Consider the following 18,192-nt stretch of genomic DNA (forward strand, 5'->3'; position numbering starts at 1 on the left):
GCAGATCCGCGACTGGTTGTACGTCAAGGATCACTGCAGCGCCATCCGCCGCGTCCTCGAAGCCGGCCGGCTGGGCGAGGTGTACAACGTCGGCGGCTGGAACGAGAAGGCCAATCTCGACGTGGTGCACACGCTGTGCGCGATCCTCGACGAATTGAGTCCGCGTGCCGACGGCAAGTCGTACCGGGAACAGATCACCTTCGTGACCGACCGCCCGGGCCACGATCGCCGCTACGCCATCGATGCGACGAAGCTGGAGCGCGAACTCGGCTGGAAACCGGCCGAAACCTTCGAGACCGGCATCCGCAAGACGGTCCGCTGGTATCTGGACAATCAGGATTGGGTGAAAAACGTCACCAGCGGCGCTTATCGCGACTGGCTGGGCAAACAATATGGAGAGAGCGCATGAATCTTGGGAAAAACGAGCGCAAGGGCATCATTCTCGCCGGCGGTTCCGGTACCCGCCTGTATCCGGTCACGCTGGCCGTTTCCAAGCAATTGCTGCCGATCCACGACAAACCGATGATTTATTACCCGCTGAGCACGCTGATGCTGGCGGGTATCCGTGACATCCTGATCATCTCGACGCCGCAGGACACGCCGCGCTTCCAGCAACTGCTCGGCGACGGCAGCCAGTGGGGCCTGAACCTGCAATACGCTGTGCAGCCGAGCCCGGACGGCCTCGCGCAGGCCTTCATCATCGGCCGCGAATTCGTCGGCAACGGTGACTCGGCACTGGTGCTCGGTGACAACATCTTCTACGGTCACGAATTCGCCAACGACCTGGCGGCTGCGGGTGCGCAGGCCGACGGTGCGACCGTGTTCGCCTACCATGTCCATGACCCCGAGCGTTACGGTGTCGTCGAATTCGATGGCAAGGGGCGTGCGGTGAGCCTGGAAGAAAAGCCGAAACAACCCAAGTCGAATTACGCGGTGACCGGTCTCTACTTCTACGACAACCAGGTGCTCGACATGGCCCGCGACCTCAAACCGTCGCCGCGCGGGGAACTTGAAATCACCGACATCAACCGCCTTTATCTTGAACGCGATCAGCTCAACGTCCAGGTCATGGGGCGCGGGCACGCGTGGCTCGATACCGGCACCCACGAAAGCCTGCTCGACGCCAGCCAGTTCATCGCCACGATCGAGAAGCGCCAGGGGCTGAAGGTGGCCTGTCCGGAAGAGATCACCTACCGCAAGGGCTGGGTCGATGCTGCGCAGCTGGAAAGGCTGGCGCAGCCGATGCTGAAGAACCCCTACGGTCAGTATCTGGCCGGGTTGCTCAAGGAACGGGTGTTCTGATGAAGGTCACACCGACAAAACTGGCCGGCGTGCTGATCATCGAGCCACGGGTTTTCGGGGACGAACGTGGATTTTTCTTCGAAAGCTTCAATCAGCGGGACTTCGACGAAGCAGTCGGCGAGCATGTCGAGTTTGTCCAGGATAATCACTCCAAAAGCAGTCGCGGTGTGCTGCGCGGCTTGCATTACCAGCTGCCGTCGCAAGCCCAGGGCAAGCTGGTGCGCGTTGTTCAGGGCGAGGTTTTTGACGTGGCGCTCGATCTACGCGCGGCGTCGCCAACCTTCGGCCAGCATGTCGGCTACTGTCTTTCGGCCGAAAACAAGCGCCAACTGTGGATCCCGCCGGGGTTCGCCCACGGTTTCGTGACCCTTAGCGAAACCGCCGAGTTCCTCTACAAGACCACCGGCTACTATGCACCGGCATGTGAGCGCTGCATTCGCTGGGACGATCCCGCCCTGTCCATCGACTGGGGCTTTGCCGGGACGCCGCTGCTGTCTGCCAAGGATGCGGTGGCACCGAGCTTTGCCGAGGCCGAGAAGGGTTTCTGATCTCTTGTGCTTCGGACTTTCGCGGTCCACGGGTAAACTGGCGGGCTTTCCACTCAGTCCCGCCGCCATGGAATTCCTCGATCTCCCCCAGTTGTTGTCCGCCACCGGTACCGTTCGTCTGCCCGGTTCGAAGAGCATTTCCAACCGCGTCCTGCTGCTCGCTGCGCTGGCCGAGGGGGAGACCGAGGTGCGCGACCTGCTCGCGTCGGACGATACCGAGCGCATGCTCGAGGCGCTGCAGGCGCTGGGCGTCGGCGTCACCCACCTGGGGGGCGAGCACTGGACGATCGCCGGTTGCGGCGGTCGCTTCCCGGTCAAGGCAGCAGAATTGTTCCTCGGCAACGCCGGCACCGCCTTCCGGCCGCTGACGGCGGCGCTGGCGCTGGCTGGCGGCGATTACGTGCTGAAGGGCGTCGCCCGCATGCACGAACGGCCGATTGGCGACCTGGTCGATGGTTTGCGCCAGCTCGGCGCCGATGTCACTTACCTCGGCAACGACGGTTACCCGCCGCTGCAGCTCAAGCCGGCGACCATCCGGCCCGGCGGCGTGGTCAAGGTGCGCGGCGATGTCTCCAGCCAGTTCCTGACCGGCCTGCTGATGGCCTTGCCGCTGACCGGCGAAACGGTGGCCGTCGAAGTGGTCGGCGAGCTGATTTCCAAGCCCTACATCGAGATCACGCTGGCGACCATGGCCCGCTTCGGGGTTGTCGTCGAGCGCGACGGCTGGCAGCGCTTCACGGTCAGGGCCGGTAGCCGCTACCAGTCGCCGGGCACGGTGTATGTCGAAGGCGATGCCTCGTCGGCGTCCTACTTCCTGGCGCTCGGGGCCATTGGAGGCGGACCGGTGCGCGTCGAAGGCGTCGGCGCCGATTCGATCCAGGGCGACGTGAAATTCGCCGAGGCGCTGGCGCAGATGGGCGCCATCATCGAAACCGGGCCGAACTGGATGGCAGCGCGTGCGCCAGAGGGCGGTCTGGTTGCCGTCGACCTCGACTGCAACCACATTCCCGACGCGGCGATGACGCTGGCCACCGCGGCGCTGTTCGCCAAGGGCACGACGACGCTGCGCAACATCGCCAGCTGGCGGGTCAAGGAAACCGACCGCATCGCCGCGATGGCGACCGAACTGCGTAAGCTCGGCGCCCAAGTCGAGGAGGGCGCCGATTACATCCGCGTCACCCCGGCGCCGCTGAAGCCGGCGGCCATCGATACCTATGACGATCACCGCATGGCCATGTGCTTCTCGCTGGCGGCGTTTGCGACGCCGCTGCGGATCAACGATCCGAAGTGCGTCGGCAAGACCTTCCCCGATTACTTCGAGCGCTTTGCCGAAGTCACCCGGGCGGCGCCGGTGATTGCCATCGACGGTCCGTCGGCTTCCGGCAAGGGGACGGTGGCGGCGCGCGTGGCGGCGGCACTCGGTTTTGCCTATCTCGATTCCGGCGCACTCTATCGCCTGACTGCGCTGGCCGCACAGCGGGCCGGTGTGGCCTGGGGCGATGAGGCCGGCGTTGCCGCCATTGCCGCCGGTCTCGACGTGGTGTTTACCGGTGAGGATATTCGCCTGGCCGGCGTTCTGGTTGGCGATGCCATCCGCACCGAAGAGATTTCGGCGGGTGCCTCGAAAGTCGCGGCGCTGCCGGCCGTACGCGAGGCGCTGCTGTTCCGCCAGCGCGCCTTCAACACGGCACCCGGCCTGGTCGGCGACGGTCGCGACATGGGCTCGGTGGTCTTCCCGCGCGCACCGCTCAAGGTCTTCCTGACAGCGACGGCCGAGGCGCGTGCCGAGCGTCGCTATAAGCAGTTGATCGAAAAAGGTTTCTCTGCTAATCTCCCGGACCTTCTGTCAGACCTGCAGCAACGTGATGCGCGCGATTCGCAACGCAGCGTGGCGCCGCTCAGGCAGGAGGCCGATGCCCGGCTGCTGGACACCACCCATCTCACCATCGAACAGGCGGTGAAGCAGGTGCTGGACTGGTTTGCCGAAGCGTCGTTTCATTAACCTTCAACCCGTCGCGGGTCGTCTGATTCGTGGCAAGGAACTCACTCCGTAATGGAATCTTTTGCTCAACTTTTTGAAGAATCCCTGGCTCGCCAGGAAATGCGTCAAGGCGAAGTCATCACTGCAGAAGTGGTGCTCATCGACCACAATTTCGTCGTGGTCAATGCCGGCCTGAAATCCGAATCCTACGTTCCCGTAGAAGAATTCCTGAACGACCAGGGTGAAGTTGAAGTCGCTGTCGGCGATTTCGTCCAGGTCGCCATCGAAATGCTGGAAGACGGCTATGGTTCGACCCGTCTGTCCCGCGATCGCGCCAAGCGCATCGCCTCCTGGAACTTCCTCGAGCAAGCCCTCAACGACGGAGCCCTGGTTTCCGGCACCATCACCGGCAAGGTCAAGGGTGGTCTCACCGTCATGTCCAACGGCGTCCGTGCCTTCCTTCCGGGCTCGCTGGTCGACATGCGTCCGGTCAAGGACACCACGCCGTACGAAGGCAAGACCATGGAGTTCAAGGTCATCAAGCTTGACCGCAAGCGTAACAACGTCGTCCTGTCCCGTCGTGCCGTCCTCGAAGCGACCGCCGACAAGGATCGCGAAAAGCTGATGGAAAACCTCAAGGAAGGTGCCACCGTCAAGGGTATCGTCAAGAACATCACCGATTACGGCGCATTCGTCGACCTGGGCGGCATCGATGGTCTGCTGCACATCACCGACCTGGCCTGGCGCCGTGTCCGTCACCCGAGCGAAGTGCTCAACGTCGGTGACGAAGTGACCGCCAAGATCCTCAAGTTCGACGCCGAGAAGAACCGCGTCTCGCTGGGCATGAAGCAGCTGGGCGACGATCCGTGGGTCGGTATTGCTCGCCGTTACCCGGCCGGCACCCGCCTGTTCGGCAAGGTCACCAACCTGACCGATTACGGCGGCTTCGTCGAAATCGAACAGGGCATCGAAGGCCTGGTGCACGTCTCCGAAATGGACTGGACCAACAAGAACGTCCACCCGTCCAAGGTTGTTTCGCTCGGCGACGAAGTCGAAGTCATGATCCTGGAAATCGACGAAGAGCGTCGCCGTATCTCGCTGGGCATGAAGCAGTGCCAGGCGAATCCGTGGGACGAGTTCGCGATGAACCACAAGAAGGGCGACAAGGTGAAGGGCGCGATCAAGTCGATCACCGACTTCGGTATCTTCATCGGCCTGCCTGGTGGCATCGACGGTCTGGTTCACCTGTCCGACCTGTCCTGGTCCGCGACCGGCGAAGAAGCCATCCGCAACTTCAAGAAGGGTGACGAAGTTGAAGCCGTGGTTCTCGGCATCGACGTCGAGAAGGAGCGTATCTCCCTGGGCATCAAGCAGCTCGACGGAGACCCGTACGCCAACTTCATCGCTACCCACGAGAAGAACAGCATCGTTCGCGGCACCGTCAAGTCGGTCGACGCACGTGGTGCCGTGGTCACGCTGGACGGCGAGAACGAAGCCTACCTGCGCGCCTCCGAGTTCTCCCGCGAGCGTACCGAAGACCTGTCCCAGCACCTGAAGGTGGGCGACGAGATCGAAGCCATGATCATCAACGTGGATCGCAAGACCCGTGGCATCAATCTGTCCATCAAGGCCAAGGATCAAGCCGAGCAGCACGAAGCCATGCAGAAGTTCTCTGCCGACACTTCCGCTGCCACCGGTACGACCAACCTGGGTGCCCTGCTCAAGGCCAAGCTGAACCAGCAAGGCTGATAGGCAGGCGACATGACCAAATCCGAGCTCATCGCCCGGCTGGCGGAACGCTTTCCGCAGTTGGTGGCGAAAGATGCCGATTTCGCAGTCAAGATGATTCTCGATGCGATGTCCGAAGCGCTGGTGCGCGGGGACCGCATCGAGATCCGCGGATTCGGCAGCTTCGCGCTCAACTATCGGCCACCGCGCGTTGGACGTAACCCGAAGTCCGGGGAAAAAGTCAGCGTGCCGGCAAAGTGGGTTCCCCACTTCAAGGCCGGCAAGGAATTGCGCGAGCGGGTCGATCAGTCGATCTAAAGCCGGGCTTGGCCCAATGTGGTAGATTCGGGGCAGTGAATTTCACTGCCCCTTTTTATTGAATGTCATGACAGCGCTTACCTGGTTCCTGCGTTTCATCATCTTCGCCTTTCTGGTCGTCTTTGCCGTCCAGAATACGGCACCGGTCACCCTGAACCTGGTGCTCGACTATCAGTGGCAGACGCCGCTGGTCATCCTGCTGCTGGTCTTTTTTGCCGGCGGCGCCATTCTTGGCGTGCTGTCGCTGGTCGGCGTGGTTTTCCGCCAGCGTCGCGAACTTTCCCGACTCCGGCGCGCCGCAGGCAAGGCCGAGCCAGCCGCACCCGTTCTGCCCGACGTGCCTCCCCCGCAATGAACGATATCTTCGAATACTGGCAACTCCTGCTGGTCCCGGTGTTTTTCGCCGTCGGCTGGATGGCCGCGCGCATCGACATGCGCCAGGTGGTGCACGAATCGCGTGCCCTGCCACGCTCCTATTTCAAGGGCCTGAATTTCCTGCTCAATGAGCAGCCGGACAAGGCCATCGACTCCTTCCTCGAAGTCGCCAAGGTCGATTCGCAGACCGTCGAGCTGCACTTCGCGCTCGGCAACCTGTTCCGCCGTCGCGGCGAGACCGAGCGGGCCATCCGCATGCACCAGAACCTGCTGGGGCTGCCGGATATCGAGGAAAAGCACCGGCTGCAAGCCATGGTCGAACTCGGCCAGGACTTCCTCAAGGCCGGCCTGCTCGACCGGGCCGAGGAAATTTTCAACAAACTGGTCGGCACGGCGCGCGATGCCGACGCCAAGCGCTCGCTGCTGGAAATCTACCAGGTCGGTAAAGAATGGCAGAAAGCCATCGATATCGCCCGCGAACTGCCCGATCTGGCTTCGCACAAGGAAATCGCCGAGTACTATTGCGAACTCGCCGCCGGCGAAATCATGCGCTCGCGCAGCGATTCGGCGCGCAGCTACCTGGAAGTGGCGATGCAGGAGAACCGCAAGTGCGTTCGCGCCAGCATGCTGCTCGGCGACCTGCTTGCTCAGGAAGGCCGGACCGAAGAGGCGATTGCCGTCTGGCAGGGCATCGAACAGCAGGATCCCGCTTACTTGTCGCTGGTCGCCCAGCGCCTGCTCGACGCCTACCTGAAGCTGTCGCGCCGCGACGAAGGCATCGCGCTGCTCAGCGGTTATCTCGAACACTATCCCTCGCTCGATCTGCTCGACGTGGTCTATCAACTGGTGCTCGAAGGTCAGGGCAACGAAGCGGCCTACCGGCTGGTGCGGGCCGAGTTGCAGCGCAATCCAACCCTGCTCGGCCTGGAGAAGCTGATGAGCGCCCGCCTGCCGCTGGCTTCGCCGGAGGTGCGCGGCGATGTCGAACTGGCCAAGACCATCGTCCAGGGCTATACCCGCCGCCTGTCGCGCTATCGGTGCAATAATTGCGGCTTCAAGGCGCGCCAGTTCTACTGGCGCTGCCCGGCCTGCGGCGGCTGGGAAACCAATCCGCCGCGTCGCGGCGAAGAATTCGATCAATCCCTGTAGGACTTCGATGCTGGAAAAACTCACGCAGGTCCGCCTGCTCGTCGTCGGCGACGTGATGCTGGACCGCTACTGGTTCGGCGACGTCAGCCGGATTTCGCCGGAAGCGCCGGTGCCGGTGGTCAAGGTCGAGCGCATGGAAGAGCGCCTCGGCGGTGCTGCCAACGTTGCCCGCAATGCCGCTTCGCTCGGTGCCAGGACGACCCTGCTGTCGGTCGTCGGCGACGACGATGCCGGCCGCGCCCTCAAGCGCCTGCTGGCCGAAGGAGAGATTGCCTCCGACCTGCAGATCGACCGCGACATCGACACCACGGTCAAGCTGCGCGTCATCGGTCGCCAGCAGCAATTGCTGCGCATCGATTTCGAGACCACGCCGTCGCATGAAATCCTGCAGGCCAAGCTCGCCGAATTCGAGCGCCGCCTGGCCGATTGCGACATCGTCATCCTGTCCGACTACGGCAAGGGTGGCCTGACCCACATCGCCGAGATGATCCGTCTCGCCCGTGCCGCCGCCAAACCCGTACTGGTCGATCCCAAGGGCGACGAGTGGGGCAAATACGCCGGGGCAACCGTGATCACCCCGAACCGATCCGAACTGCGCGACGTCGTTGGTCGCTGGTCGTCGGACGCCGAACTGTTCGCCAAGGCGGAAAAGCTGCGTGGCGAACTCGGTCTCGAAGCCCTCCTGGTCACCCGTAGCGAGGAAGGCATGACGCTCTTCGCCGACGGCCAGACCTTCCACCAGGCCGCGCAGGCCCGCGAAGTCTTCGACGTTTCCGGTGCCGGCGATACCGTCATCGCCACCTTGGCCGTGATGCTCGCCGCCGGCGCCGACTGGGCCGAGGCCATCCGGATCGCCAACATCGCCGCCGGCATTGTCGTCGGCAAACTGGGTACCGCCGTCGTCACCCGCGACGAAATCGCGGGCGCCCTGTAAGGAGAAGGCATGAAAACCATCGTCACCGGCGCCGCCGGATTTATCGGTTCCAACATCGTCAAGGCGCTCAACGAGCGCGGCGTGACCAAGATCATCGCCGTCGACAACCTGAGCAAGGCCGAGAAGTTCAAGAACCTGATCGATTGCGACATTGTCGATTACATCGACAAGCAGGACTTCATCGAGCGCATCCAGGCCGGTCATTTCGACGGCGATGTCGAAGCCATCTTCCACGAGGGTGCCTGCTCCGACACCATGGAAACCGACGGCCGCTACATGATGGAGAACAATTTCCGTTACTCCAGCATCCTGCTCGACTGGTGCCTCGATCAGGACGTGCAGTTCCTCTATGCCTCGTCGGCGGCGACCTATGGCGCCTCCAGCGTTTTCCGCGAGGAGCGCGAGTTCGAGGGGCCGCTCAATGTTTACGGCTACTCCAAGTTCCTGTTCGACCAGATCGTCCGCAAGCGCCTGGCCAAGGAGCCGTCGTCGCAGATCGTCGGCTTCCGCTACTTCAATGTCTATGGTCCGCGCGAGAACCACAAGGGACGCATGGCCTCGGTGGCCTTCCACAACTTCAACCAGTTCCGCGCCGACGGCAAGGTCAAGCTGTTCGAGGGCTCGCACGGTTACGAGAACGGCGGTCAGATGCGCGACTTCGTCTTCGTCGGCGATGTGGCCAAGGTCAATCTGTTCTTCCTCGACCATCCGGAAAAGTCCGGCATCTTCAACCTCGGCTCGGGGCGTGCGCAAAGCTTCAACGACGTCGCCGTGGCCGCGGTCAACGGCTGCCGCAAGGCCAAGGGCGAAGCGCCGCTCGGTCTGGCGGAACTCCGGGCACAGGGTTTGCTCGAATACATCGCCTTCCCCGAAGCCTTGAAGGGCAAGTACCAGGCGTTCACGCAGGCGGATCTGACCAAGCTGCGCGACGCCGGCTACGACGCGCCGATGGCGACGGTCGAGGAGGGCGTTTCCCAATATATCGACTGGTTGCAAGCCCATGTATAAAACCCTGCAGGATTTTGTCGGAAACACGCCGCTGGTTCGCCTGCAGCGCATTCCCGGCGCTGACAACGAACGCCGCGGCAACGTCATCCTGGCCAAGCTCGAAGGCAACAACCCGGCCGGTTCGGTCAAGGATCGGCCGGCGCTGTCGATGATCCAGCGCGCCGAGGCGCGCGGCGATATCAAGCCGGGCGACACGCTGATCGAGGCGACTTCCGGCAACACCGGCATCGCGCTGGCCATGGCGGCGGCGATCAAGGGCTACAAGATGATCCTGGTGATGCCCGAGAACCAGAGCATCGAGCGTCGCCAGAGCATGCGCGCCTACGGCGCCGAACTGGTACTGACGCCCAAGGACGGCGGTATGGAACTGTGCCGCGACGTCGCCGAACGCATGCGCGACGAAGGCAAGGGCATCATCCTCGACCAGTTCGCCAACCCGGACAACCCGGTCGCCCACTACGAAGGCACCGGTCCGGAAATCTGGCGCGACACCAACGGCCGCATCACCCATTTCGTTTCCAGCATGGGCACCACCGGCACCATCATGGGCACCAGTCGCTACCTCAAGGAAATGAACCCGGCGATCACCATCGTCGGTTGCCAGCCGGAAGACGGCAGCCAGATTCCCGGCATCCGCAAATGGCCGGAAGCCTACCTGCCGAAGATCTACGCGCCGACCAATGTCGACCGCATCGAATACGTCAGCCAGGCCGACGCCGAGGCGATGACCCGGCGGCTCGCCGTCGAGGAAGGCATCTTCGCCGGCATCTCGTCCGGCGGCGCACTCGCCGTGGCGCTGCGTCTGGCCCAGACCCTGGAAAACGCGACCATCGTTTCCATCGTCTGCGACCGCGGCGACCGTTACCTGTCGACCGGCGTCTTCCCTGCATGAAGCCGGTTCTCGTCTTCGATATCGAGACCATTCCCGATGTGCCGGGGCTGCGCCGGATCAACGATCTGCCGGCCGAACTGTCCGACGCCGAAGTCGCCGAACTCGCTTTCCAGCAGCGCCGGGCGAAGAGCGGCAACGACTTCCTGCCGCTGCACCTGCAGCGCATCGTCGCCATCTCCTGCGTACTGCGCACGCTTGAAGGCTTCAAGGTGTGGTCGCTGGCCGAACCGGACCTCGACGAAGGCGCGATCATCCAGCGTTTCTTCGACGGCATCGAGAAATTCACGCCGCAGATCATTTCCTGGAACGGCAGTGGCTTCGATCTGCCGGTCCTGCATTACCGCGGTATGCTCCACGGCGTTTCGGCGCCGCGCTACTGGGACATGGGTGACGGCGATTACGCCGATTCGCGCGACTTCAAGTGGAACAACTACATCAGCCGCTACCACACCCGTCACCTCGACCTGATGGATCTGCTGGCCCTGTACAACGGCCGTGCCAACGCGCCGCTCGACGATCTGGCCAAATTGTTCGGTTTTCCCGGCAAGCTCGGCATGGACGGCAGCAAGGTCTGGGAAGCCTGGCAGGCCGGACAGGCGGCCGATATCCGCGATTACTGCGAGACCGACGTGGTCAATACCTACCTGGTCTACAACCGTTTCCGGCGCATGCGCGGCGAACTGACCGCCGACGAGGAACTTGCCGAACAGGCCTTCATCAAGGCCCAGCTGGCGAAAATCGATGCTCAGCACTGGCGCGAGTTTCTTGCCGCCTGGCAATGATCCCGCGGTCGAGCAAGCTATAATTCCGAGGCTTTTTTTTCAAACTCAATCGCAGAGAGATAATAATGGCGCTTAACGACGTTCCCTCCGGCAAGTCCCTCCCCGACGACTTCAACGTGATCATCGAGATCACGGCGCATTCCGACCCGGTCAAGTACGAAGTCGACAAGGACAGCGGTGCCATCTTCGTCGACCGTTTCATGTCGACGGCGATGCACTACCCGTGCAACTACGGCTACATCCCGCACACCATCGCCGGCGACGGCGATCCGGTCGACGTGCTGGTGATCAGCCCCTTCCCGCTGCCGCCGGGCGTCGTCGTCCGCTGCCGTCCGCTGGGTCAGCTGTCGATGACCGACGAAGGTGGCGAGGATGCCAAGCTGCTGGCCGTGCCGGTGTCCAAGCTGACCCCGCTGTACAACGACGTCAAGACCTACGAAGACACGCCGGAACTGCTGCGCAAGCAGATTTCGCACTTCTTCGAGCACTACAAGGATCTGGAACCCGGCAAGTGGGTCAAGGTCAACGGCTGGCAGGGTATCGACGCCGCCCGTGAAGAAATCACCTCCGGCATCAAGCGTTACAACGACGCGAAAGACAAGCCGAACTACTAAGATGCTGCGTGTCGCCGTTGCCCAGTTCAATGCCGTTGTCGGTGACCTGACCGGCAACGTCGACCGTATCGTCGCCTGTGCTGCCGCGGCCAAGGCCCGCGGCGCGCAGGTTCTGCTGACGCCGGAACTGGCGCTCAGCGGCTATCCGCCGGAAGACCTGTTGCTGCGCCCGGATTTCTACCGGGCCTGCCAGCGGGCGCTTGACGATCTGGCCGCCCGTGTCGACGGGATTGCTCTGGTGGTCGGCCATCCGGAAGAATTCAACGGCGTCTGCCACAACGCCGCCTCGGTCATCGAAAATGGCCGGAAAACCGCGGTCTACCGCAAGATTCGCCTGCCCAACTACGACGTCTTCGACGAGAAGCGCTATTTCGAGCCGGGCCGCGAAGCCTGTGTCGTCACGCTCGGCGGCGTCAACGTCGGCATCAACATCTGCGCCGACATCTGGGAAGAGGGCGCCTATGAACTGGCCTGCGCCGCCGGCGCCGAACTGGTGCTGGTGCTCAACGCCTCGCCCTGTCATCTCGAAAAACACCACGAGCGCGCCCGCGTGCTCGGCGAGCGGGTCGAAGCCACCGGCGTGCCAGCCATCTATTGCAACCTGGTCGGCGGCCAGGACGAACTGGTCTTCGACGGCGCCTCCTTCGCCATCGACGAGCGCGAGCAGATCTGCATGCGCCTGCCGCAGTTCGAGGAAGCGCTCGGCATCGTCGATTTCGATCGCGGCCGGCTGCAGTCCGACGAACATGCCGAGCCGCTCTCGCTCGAGGCCGAAGCCTATGCCGCGCTGGTCCTCGGCGTGCGCGACTACATCGGCAAGACCGGCTTCAAGGGCGCGATCATCGGCCTCTCCGGCGGCATCGACTCGGCGCTGACGCTGTGCGTCGCCGTCGATGCGCTCGGCGCTGACAAGGTGCACGCGGTGATGATGCCGTCGCCCTATACCGCGCAGATGAGTCTCGACGACTCGCGCGAGATGATCCGCCAGCTCGGTTGCTCGTATGACGAAATCGCCATCGCCCCGGCCATGGCGACTTATGAAGCCATGCTGGCGCCGCTGTTCGCCGGCCTGCCCAGCGACACCACCGAAGAGAACATCCAGGCGCGGATTCGCGGCAACATCCTGATGGCGCTCTCGAACAAGACCGGCAAGCTGGTCCTGACCACCGGCAACAAGTCCGAGATGGCGGTTGGCTACTGCACGCTGTACGGCGACATGGCCGGCGGCTTCGCGGTGATCAAGGACGTCTACAAGACCCTGGTCTATCGCCTGTCGCGCTACCGCAACACGCTGTGTGCAGGCGAGCCGGTGATCCCCGAGAACATCATCGTCCGTCCGCCGTCGGCCGAGCTGAAGCCGGACCAGAAGGACCAGGATTCGCTGCCCGAATACGAGGTGCTCGACGCCATCGTCCGCGCCTACATGGAAGAAGACCGCAGCCCGCGCGAGATCATCGCCGCCGGCCTGCCCGAAGCCGATGTCCGCCGCGTCGTCCGCCTGCTGCGCATCGCCGAGTACAAGCGCCGCCAGGCGCCGGTCGGCATCCGCATCACGCCGCGCGGTTTCGGCAAGGACTGGCGTTATCCGATCACCAATCGCTACGCCGACGAATATTGAGATTACACAGAGAGAAGGGGTATTCAACATGAAAAAAATCGAAGCCATCATCAAGCCGTTCAAGCTCGACGAAGTCCGTGAAGCCCTGTCCGAGGTCGGCATCACCGGCTTGACCGTGACCGAGGTCAAGGGTTTTGGCCGCCAGAAGGGTCATACCGAGTTGTATCGCGGCGCCGAGTATGTCGTCGATTTCCTGCCCAAGATCAAGATCGAAATCGTTGTTGCCACCGAACAGGTCGATCCGGCCATCGATGCCATCGTCAAGGCGGCGCGCACCGGCAAGATCGGTGACGGCAAGATCTTTGTCACCTCGGTCGAGCAGGTGGTCCGCATCCGTACCGGCGAAACCAACGAAGCCGCCATCTGACATTGTTCTTTTTTCCCGCTTGCGGCTTATTTACATCAAGCCTGAGCAAACCGTTTGACCGAGTCCGGAAAAGGGGGTAATTTTCCCCACCAGAGGGGCATGCCCCCTCGTCCGTCAGTCAGGTTTCTCCAACGATTCAGTGGCAAGCGGGATTTCATGAGCATCATTCAGGCAGAGAGAAGATGTGGCGGCATGTGCCGTCACGCATCCCCAGTCTTCCCCACACACCCCAGGGTGTGTGACGATGGCAGGATCGGCGTGTCCGATCGTGTCACGTCCCTGAACTAAGGGTCAGCGCATGACGACGCGGCCGGCCTTCCTCGCAGAAACAGGAAGTGCTGCCGCGATCAAGGCAGTTTCCAGGGCAAGACCCCTGTCGGCACAGACCGACCACCCCCCGTTTTCCTTCACTTCCGCAAACGACGCGATTTGCCTCGCGTCGTTTCTTGCTGTCCGGAAGGTTTTTCGGAGAAATAGCCTGTTCACTTGTTTGTCCGTTCAGAGAGAGGGGAAATGATGTCTTCTGCATTGTGGTTGGCGTTGTTATGTGCTTCATTGGCGGTCGTCTACGGCTGGTTGTCCAGTCGTTCCATTCTTGCATTGCCGGCGGGGAACGCGCGCATGCAGGAAATCGCCAAGGCGATCCAGGAAGGGGCTGCGGCCTACCTGAATCGTCAGTACAAGACCATTGCGATGGTCGGCGTGGTGATGGCGGTGCTGATCGCCATCTTCCTGGGCATGGCGACGGCCGTTGGCTTCGTCATCGGTGCGGTGCTGTCCGGTGCTGCCGGCTTCATCGGCATGAACGTTTCCGTGCGGGCCAATGTGCGTACTGCCGAGGCAGCTCGCGGGGGCATTGCGCCGGCACTGGACGTGGCCTTCAAGGGCGGGGCGATCACCGGCATGCTGGTGGTCGGTCTGGGCCTGCTCGGCGTTGCCGGCTATTACGGCGGTCTGCTGGCCTTCGGGCTGAACCAGGACACGGCGCTGCACGCGCTGATCGGCCTGGCTTTCGGCTCCTCGCTGATTTCCATCTTTGCCCGCCTCGGGGGCGGCATCTTCACCAAGGGCGCTGATGTCGGCGCCGACCTGGTCGGCAAGGTCGAGGCCGGCATTCCCGAGGACGATCCGCGCAACCCGGCGGTGATCGCCGACAATGTCGGCGACAACGTTGGCGACTGCGCCGGCATGGCTGCCGACCTGTTCGAGACCTACGTGGTGACCGTGGTCGCCACCATGGTGCTCGGCGCACTCACGCTCAAGGCCTTCCCCGGACTGGGCGACGCGCTGATCCTCTATCCGTTGGCGCTGGGTGCCGTCTCCATCATCGCCTCCATCGTCGGCTGCTACTTCGTCAAGACTTCCGACGGCGGCAAGATCATGGGCGCCCTGTACAAGGGGCTGATCGTGGCCGGTGTGCTGGCGCTGGCCTTCTACTACCCGGTGACCTCGTGGCTGATTGGCGCCGGCGACCCGGCAGCGGGCATCACCACCGGCACCATGTTCACCTGTGCCATCATCGGCCTGGTGCTGACGGCGGCGATGGTGTGGATCACCGAGTACTACACCGGCACCGAGTACGGTCCGGTCAAGCACGTGGCCTCGGCCTGTCAGACCGGGCATGCGACCAACATCATCGCCGGGATCGGCATTTCGATGAAGGCTACGGCGCTGCCGGTGCTTTCCGTGTGCGCCTCGATCTGGGCGGCGTATTCGGTCGGTGGCTTGTACGGCCTGGCGATTGCTGCCACCTCGATGCTGTCGATGGCCGGTATCGTTGTCGCCCTCGACGCCTACGGTCCGATCACCGACAACGCCGGCGGCATTGCCGAAATGGCCGAACTGCCGCCGGAAGTGCGCGCGGTGACCGATCCGCTCGACGCCGTCGGCAACACCACCAAGGCGGTGACCAAGGGCTACGCCATCGGCTCGGCTGGTCTGGCCGCGCTGGTGCTGTTCGCCGACTACACCCACGGCCTTGAAGCGGCCGGACTGACCGGCATCACCTTCGATTTGTCCAACCACATGGTGATCATCGGCCTCTTCATCGGCGGTCTGATTCCCTACCTGTTCGGTGCCATGGCCATGGAAGCGGTCGGCCGTTCGGCCGGTGCCGTGGTCGTCGAAGTCCGGCGCCAGTTCAAGGAAATCCCGGGGATCATGGAAGGCACGGCCAAGCCGGATTACTCACGAGCCGTCGACATGCTGACCGTCGCCGCGATCAAGGAAATGATGATTCCGTCGATCCTGCCGGTCGCCGTGCCGATTGTCGTCGGCCTGCTGCTCGGCCCGCAGGCGCTGGGCGGCCTGCTCGTCGGTACCATTGTGACCGGCCTGTTCGTGGCGATTTCGATGACCACCGGCGGCGGTGCCTGGGACAACGCCAAGAAGTACATCGAGGATGGTCATTACGGCGGCAAGGGCTCGGACGCCCACAAGGCTGCGGTTACCGGCGACACCGTCGGCGATCCCTACAAGGATACGGCCGGCCCCGCGGTCAATCCGCTGATCAAGATCATCAACCTGGTGGCGCTGCTGATCGTGCCCTTGATCGTCTGAGGCCAACCCGGGAGCACCGAATGCGCCCTGCGGGGCGCATTTTTTTCATCCCCTGGGCGCGCGCAGCAGGACCAGCAGGGCGCCTTCGCCGCCGTCCTGGGGTTTGGTCTGACAGTAGGCGAGCACCTCGTTGCGCTGGGCCAGCCAGCCGCGTACCAGCTGGCGCAGGATCGACAGCTTGTGCGGCGAGCCGTGGCCCTTGCCATGCACGATGCGCACGCAGCGCTTGCCCTGGTGCAGGCAGGTATGCAGGAAGCCGGCAACCAGGTGGCGGGCCTGTTCGCGGTTCAGCCCGTGCAGGTCGACTTCGTCCTGAATCACCCAGCGGCCCCGGCGCAGGTCGCGCAGGATGGTCTGCGCCAGCCCGTCGCGCAGGTAGGCCGGCTCGTCGCCGCCTTCGAGCCGATCCTGGAGTGCGATCGGAGCGTGCAGGCTTTCGCGCAGCACGGCCTGGCGGTCGGCCAGCGATTGCTGGGGAGCCGGCTTTGGCGTCGGCTTGTTCAACTCGGCCAGATTCTTGTCGGGCAAGGGCGCGACGCCGCTCATCGCCAGCATGAAGGCGGCCTGCTCGGGGTCGTCGGGTAGGCGGCGCGGGCGGGTATCGTCCTGCCAGCCGGCGGGCAGGGTATCGTCGCCGGCGATGCGGCGCCTTGGCTGATTGTCGTCGGCCAAGGAGCGGGCGGCAACGATGCGTCGTGACGGCGGTTTGGCCAGGGTCACGCGATTGGCGTCGGGCAGCACTTGGGTGCCGGCTACGGCCTGGCGGAACAAGGCCTGTTCGTCTGCCTCGTTGCCGGAACTGGCCGGCGGTTTGGCCGGTTTGGCCGGCGGCGCAGCGACCGGAGCCGCCGCGCGTTGTCGCCAGACGGCCCGCAGGCCGTCCTTCAGCGAGCCTGGGTCAGGCTTGGTGGCCAAGGTTGTCGAGGTAGCGCTCGGCGTCGAGTGCGGCCATGCAACCGCTGGCGGCCGAGGTGCAGGCCTGCTTGTAGATCTGGTCCTGGACGTCGCCGGCCGCGAACACGCCCGGGATGCTGGTCTGCGTGGCGTTGCCGGTGCGGCCGGCCTGGGTGACGATGTAGCCGTGATCCATCTCAAGCTGGCCGGCGAAGATGTCGGTGTTCGGCTTGTGGCCGATGGCGATGAACACGCCATGCACGTCGACCTGCTTCACTTCGCCGGTCTGCACATGCTTGACGGCCAGGCCGGTGACGCCGGAATCGTCGCCGAGCACTTCGTCGAGCGTGCTGTTCCACAGGATCGTGACCTTGCCTTCCTTCTCCTTCTGGAACAGCTTGTCCTGCATGATCTTCTCGGCCTTGAACTTGTCGCGGCGGTGGATCAGCGTGACATGGCTGGCGATGTTGGCCAGGTAGAGCGCTTCCTCGACCGCCGTGTTGCCGCCGCCGACGACGGCGACCGGCTTGTTGCGGTAGAAGAAACCGTCGCAGGTGGCGCAGGCGGACACGCCTTTGCCCTGGAAGGCCTGTTCGGACGGCAGGCCGAGGTACATGGCGGAAGCGCCGGTGGCGATGATCAGCGCGTCGCAGGTGTAGGTGCCGGCGTCGCCGATCAGCGTGAACGGCTTTTCAGTCAGTTTCGTCGTGTGGATGTGGTCGAAGATGATTTCGGTGTCGAAGCGGGTGGCGTGCTTCTCGAAGCGCTGCATCAGTTCAGGACCCTGGACGCCGTCGGCGTCGGCCGGCCAGTTATCGACTTCGGTGGTGGTCATCAGCTGCCCGCCCTGGGCCATGCCGGTGATCAGCACCGGCTTCAGGTTGGCGCGGGCGGCGTAAACGGCGGCGGTGTAGCCGGCCGGGCCGGAACCGAGAATGATCAGCGGGGTGTGACGTGTGCTCATGTCTTTTTTCTGCCTGAGGATAGGATCGGCGAAAATTATAGCCGGCTAATGGAGGATCGTTTTGTCGAGCTTCGTAACCGATCTATCAAAGCAGTTTATAATTCCATGCTAACTGTATGACGCAAAATGATTTAGCCCGTTTTCGACTAAGCCGGAAGC

General features: G+C 63.3%; 18 protein-coding genes. 16 read left to right on the forward strand and 2 right to left on the reverse strand.

Going from position 1 to position 18,192, the window contains the following annotated elements:
• From Q0799_RS02350 to Q0799_RS02425, 16 genes are all read left to right on the forward strand, one after another.
• Positions 1-409, forward strand: a 409-nt coding sequence (locus Q0799_RS02350; RefSeq protein WP_298393774.1) for a GDP-mannose 4,6-dehydratase, incomplete at its 5' end; no start/stop codon positions are given.
• On the forward strand, positions 406-1,302 hold the full coding sequence (gene rfbA, locus Q0799_RS02355; protein WP_298393776.1) for a glucose-1-phosphate thymidylyltransferase RfbA: 897 nt from the start codon (positions 406-408) through the stop codon (positions 1,300-1,302). The genes Q0799_RS02350 and rfbA, both read left to right, overlap by 4 nt.
• The gene (rfbC, locus tag Q0799_RS02360; protein ID WP_298393778.1) at positions 1,302-1,850 is read left to right on the forward strand and encodes a dTDP-4-dehydrorhamnose 3,5-epimerase; all 549 of its coding nucleotides are present in this window, start codon (positions 1,302-1,304) and stop codon (positions 1,848-1,850) included. Before rfbA ends, rfbC begins: the two co-directional genes overlap by 1 nt.
• 67 nt (positions 1,851-1,917) lie before the next feature.
• Entirely contained in the window at positions 1,918-3,852 is a 1,935-nt protein-coding gene (locus Q0799_RS02365; RefSeq protein ID WP_298393780.1) for a bifunctional 3-phosphoshikimate 1-carboxyvinyltransferase/cytidylate kinase, read from the forward strand.
• 51 nt (positions 3,853-3,903) lie between these two features.
• The gene (gene rpsA / locus Q0799_RS02370) at positions 3,904-5,580 is read left to right on the forward strand and encodes a 30S ribosomal protein S1 (protein ID WP_298393782.1); all 1,677 of its coding nucleotides are present in this window, start codon (positions 3,904-3,906) and stop codon (positions 5,578-5,580) included.
• A gap of 12 nt (positions 5,581-5,592) precedes the next feature.
• Positions 5,593-5,877 (forward strand): integration host factor subunit beta, encoded by a 285-nt coding sequence (locus Q0799_RS02375; protein ID WP_028995306.1) that lies wholly within the window; start codon positions 5,593-5,595, stop codon positions 5,875-5,877.
• A gap of 67 nt (positions 5,878-5,944) precedes the next feature.
• Complete coding sequence (locus tag Q0799_RS02380; RefSeq protein ID WP_298393786.1) at positions 5,945-6,232, forward strand: lipopolysaccharide assembly LapA domain-containing protein; 288 nt, start codon at positions 5,945-5,947, stop codon at positions 6,230-6,232.
• Complete coding sequence (lapB, locus tag Q0799_RS02385; protein ID WP_298393787.1) at positions 6,229-7,401, forward strand: lipopolysaccharide assembly protein LapB; 1,173 nt, start codon at positions 6,229-6,231, stop codon at positions 7,399-7,401. Before Q0799_RS02380 ends, lapB begins: the two co-directional genes overlap by 4 nt.
• A 7-nt stretch (positions 7,402-7,408) precedes the next feature.
• Positions 7,409-8,335, forward strand: coding sequence for a D-glycero-beta-D-manno-heptose-7-phosphate kinase (gene rfaE1 / locus Q0799_RS02390; protein WP_298393789.1), 927 nt, complete (start codon positions 7,409-7,411; stop codon positions 8,333-8,335).
• A gap of 9 nt (positions 8,336-8,344) precedes the next feature.
• Complete coding sequence (rfaD, locus tag Q0799_RS02395; protein ID WP_298393791.1) at positions 8,345-9,343, forward strand: ADP-glyceromanno-heptose 6-epimerase; 999 nt, start codon at positions 8,345-8,347, stop codon at positions 9,341-9,343.
• Positions 9,336-10,235, forward strand: a complete 900-nt coding sequence (gene cysM, locus Q0799_RS02400) for a cysteine synthase CysM (protein WP_298393793.1) — start codon at positions 9,336-9,338, stop codon at positions 10,233-10,235. Before rfaD ends, cysM begins: the two co-directional genes overlap by 8 nt.
• Complete coding sequence (locus tag Q0799_RS02405) at positions 10,232-11,017, forward strand: 3'-5' exonuclease (protein WP_028995301.1); 786 nt, start codon at positions 10,232-10,234, stop codon at positions 11,015-11,017. The genes cysM and Q0799_RS02405 overlap by 4 nt, the downstream gene beginning before the upstream one ends.
• A 65-nt stretch (positions 11,018-11,082) precedes the next feature.
• Positions 11,083-11,631: an inorganic diphosphatase gene (gene ppa / locus Q0799_RS02410; protein WP_028995300.1), complete on the forward strand. Its 549-nt coding sequence runs from the start codon at positions 11,083-11,085 to the stop codon at positions 11,629-11,631.
• 1 nt (position 11,632) lies between these two features.
• On the forward strand, positions 11,633-13,249 hold the full coding sequence (locus Q0799_RS02415) for an NAD+ synthase (protein WP_298393797.1): 1,617 nt from the start codon (positions 11,633-11,635) through the stop codon (positions 13,247-13,249).
• Positions 13,250-13,277: 28 nt separating this feature from the next.
• The gene (locus Q0799_RS02420; protein WP_028995298.1) at positions 13,278-13,616 is read left to right on the forward strand and encodes a P-II family nitrogen regulator; all 339 of its coding nucleotides are present in this window, start codon (positions 13,278-13,280) and stop codon (positions 13,614-13,616) included.
• 516 nt (positions 13,617-14,132) lie between these two features.
• A complete protein-coding gene (locus Q0799_RS02425) occupies positions 14,133-16,175 on the forward strand; it encodes a sodium-translocating pyrophosphatase (RefSeq protein ID WP_298393871.1) in 2,043 nt (680 codons plus the stop codon).
• 45 nt (positions 16,176-16,220) lie between these two features.
• On the opposite strand, the gene Q0799_RS02430 is transcribed toward Q0799_RS02425, so the two are convergent.
• A complete protein-coding gene (locus tag Q0799_RS02430) occupies positions 16,221-17,090 on the reverse strand; it encodes a Smr/MutS family protein (protein ID WP_298393800.1) in 870 nt (289 codons plus the stop codon).
• Positions 17,074-18,033, reverse strand: a complete 960-nt coding sequence (gene trxB, locus Q0799_RS02435) for a thioredoxin-disulfide reductase (RefSeq protein ID WP_298393802.1) — start codon at positions 18,031-18,033, stop codon at positions 17,074-17,076. Before trxB ends, Q0799_RS02430 begins: the two co-directional genes overlap by 17 nt.
• Positions 18,034-18,192: the final 159 nt, after the last annotated feature.

It is taken from the genome of uncultured Azonexus sp. (assembly GCF_937982035.1).
In the GTDB taxonomy this organism is placed as follows: domain Bacteria; phylum Pseudomonadota; class Gammaproteobacteria; order Burkholderiales; family Rhodocyclaceae; genus Azonexus.

What these genes read in the sequence shown, in the direction of transcription:
- Q0799_RS02365 (WP_298393780.1), top strand. Translation starts at nt 1,918, where the DNA reads ATGGAATTCCTCGATCTCCCCCAGTTGTTGTCCGCCACCGGTACCGTT.
- lapB (WP_298393787.1), top strand. Translation starts at nt 6,229, where the DNA reads ATGAACGATATCTTCGAATACTGGCAACTCCTGCTGGTCCCGGTGTTT.
- rfaD (WP_298393791.1), top strand. Translation starts at nt 8,345, where the DNA reads ATGAAAACCATCGTCACCGGCGCCGCCGGATTTATCGGTTCCAACATC.
- trxB (WP_298393802.1), bottom strand. Translation starts at nt 18,033, where the DNA reads ATGAGCACACGTCACACCCCGCTGATCATTCTCGGTTCCGGCCCGGCC.
- ppa (WP_028995300.1), top strand. Translation starts at nt 11,083, where the DNA reads ATGGCGCTTAACGACGTTCCCTCCGGCAAGTCCCTCCCCGACGACTTC.
- cysM (WP_298393793.1), top strand. Translation starts at nt 9,336, where the DNA reads ATGTATAAAACCCTGCAGGATTTTGTCGGAAACACGCCGCTGGTTCGC.
- rfbC (WP_298393778.1), top strand. Translation starts at nt 1,302, where the DNA reads ATGAAGGTCACACCGACAAAACTGGCCGGCGTGCTGATCATCGAGCCA.
- Q0799_RS02415 (WP_298393797.1), top strand. Translation starts at nt 11,633, where the DNA reads ATGCTGCGTGTCGCCGTTGCCCAGTTCAATGCCGTTGTCGGTGACCTG.
- Q0799_RS02420 (WP_028995298.1), top strand. Translation starts at nt 13,278, where the DNA reads ATGAAAAAAATCGAAGCCATCATCAAGCCGTTCAAGCTCGACGAAGTC.
- Q0799_RS02405 (WP_028995301.1), top strand. Translation starts at nt 10,232, where the DNA reads ATGAAGCCGGTTCTCGTCTTCGATATCGAGACCATTCCCGATGTGCCG.
- Q0799_RS02380 (WP_298393786.1), top strand. Translation starts at nt 5,945, where the DNA reads ATGACAGCGCTTACCTGGTTCCTGCGTTTCATCATCTTCGCCTTTCTG.
- Q0799_RS02425 (WP_298393871.1), top strand. Translation starts at nt 14,133, where the DNA reads ATGTCTTCTGCATTGTGGTTGGCGTTGTTATGTGCTTCATTGGCGGTC.
- Q0799_RS02375 (WP_028995306.1), top strand. Translation starts at nt 5,593, where the DNA reads ATGACCAAATCCGAGCTCATCGCCCGGCTGGCGGAACGCTTTCCGCAG.
- rpsA (WP_298393782.1), top strand. Translation starts at nt 3,904, where the DNA reads ATGGAATCTTTTGCTCAACTTTTTGAAGAATCCCTGGCTCGCCAGGAA.
- rfbA (WP_298393776.1), top strand. Translation starts at nt 406, where the DNA reads ATGAATCTTGGGAAAAACGAGCGCAAGGGCATCATTCTCGCCGGCGGT.
- rfaE1 (WP_298393789.1), top strand. Translation starts at nt 7,409, where the DNA reads ATGCTGGAAAAACTCACGCAGGTCCGCCTGCTCGTCGTCGGCGACGTG.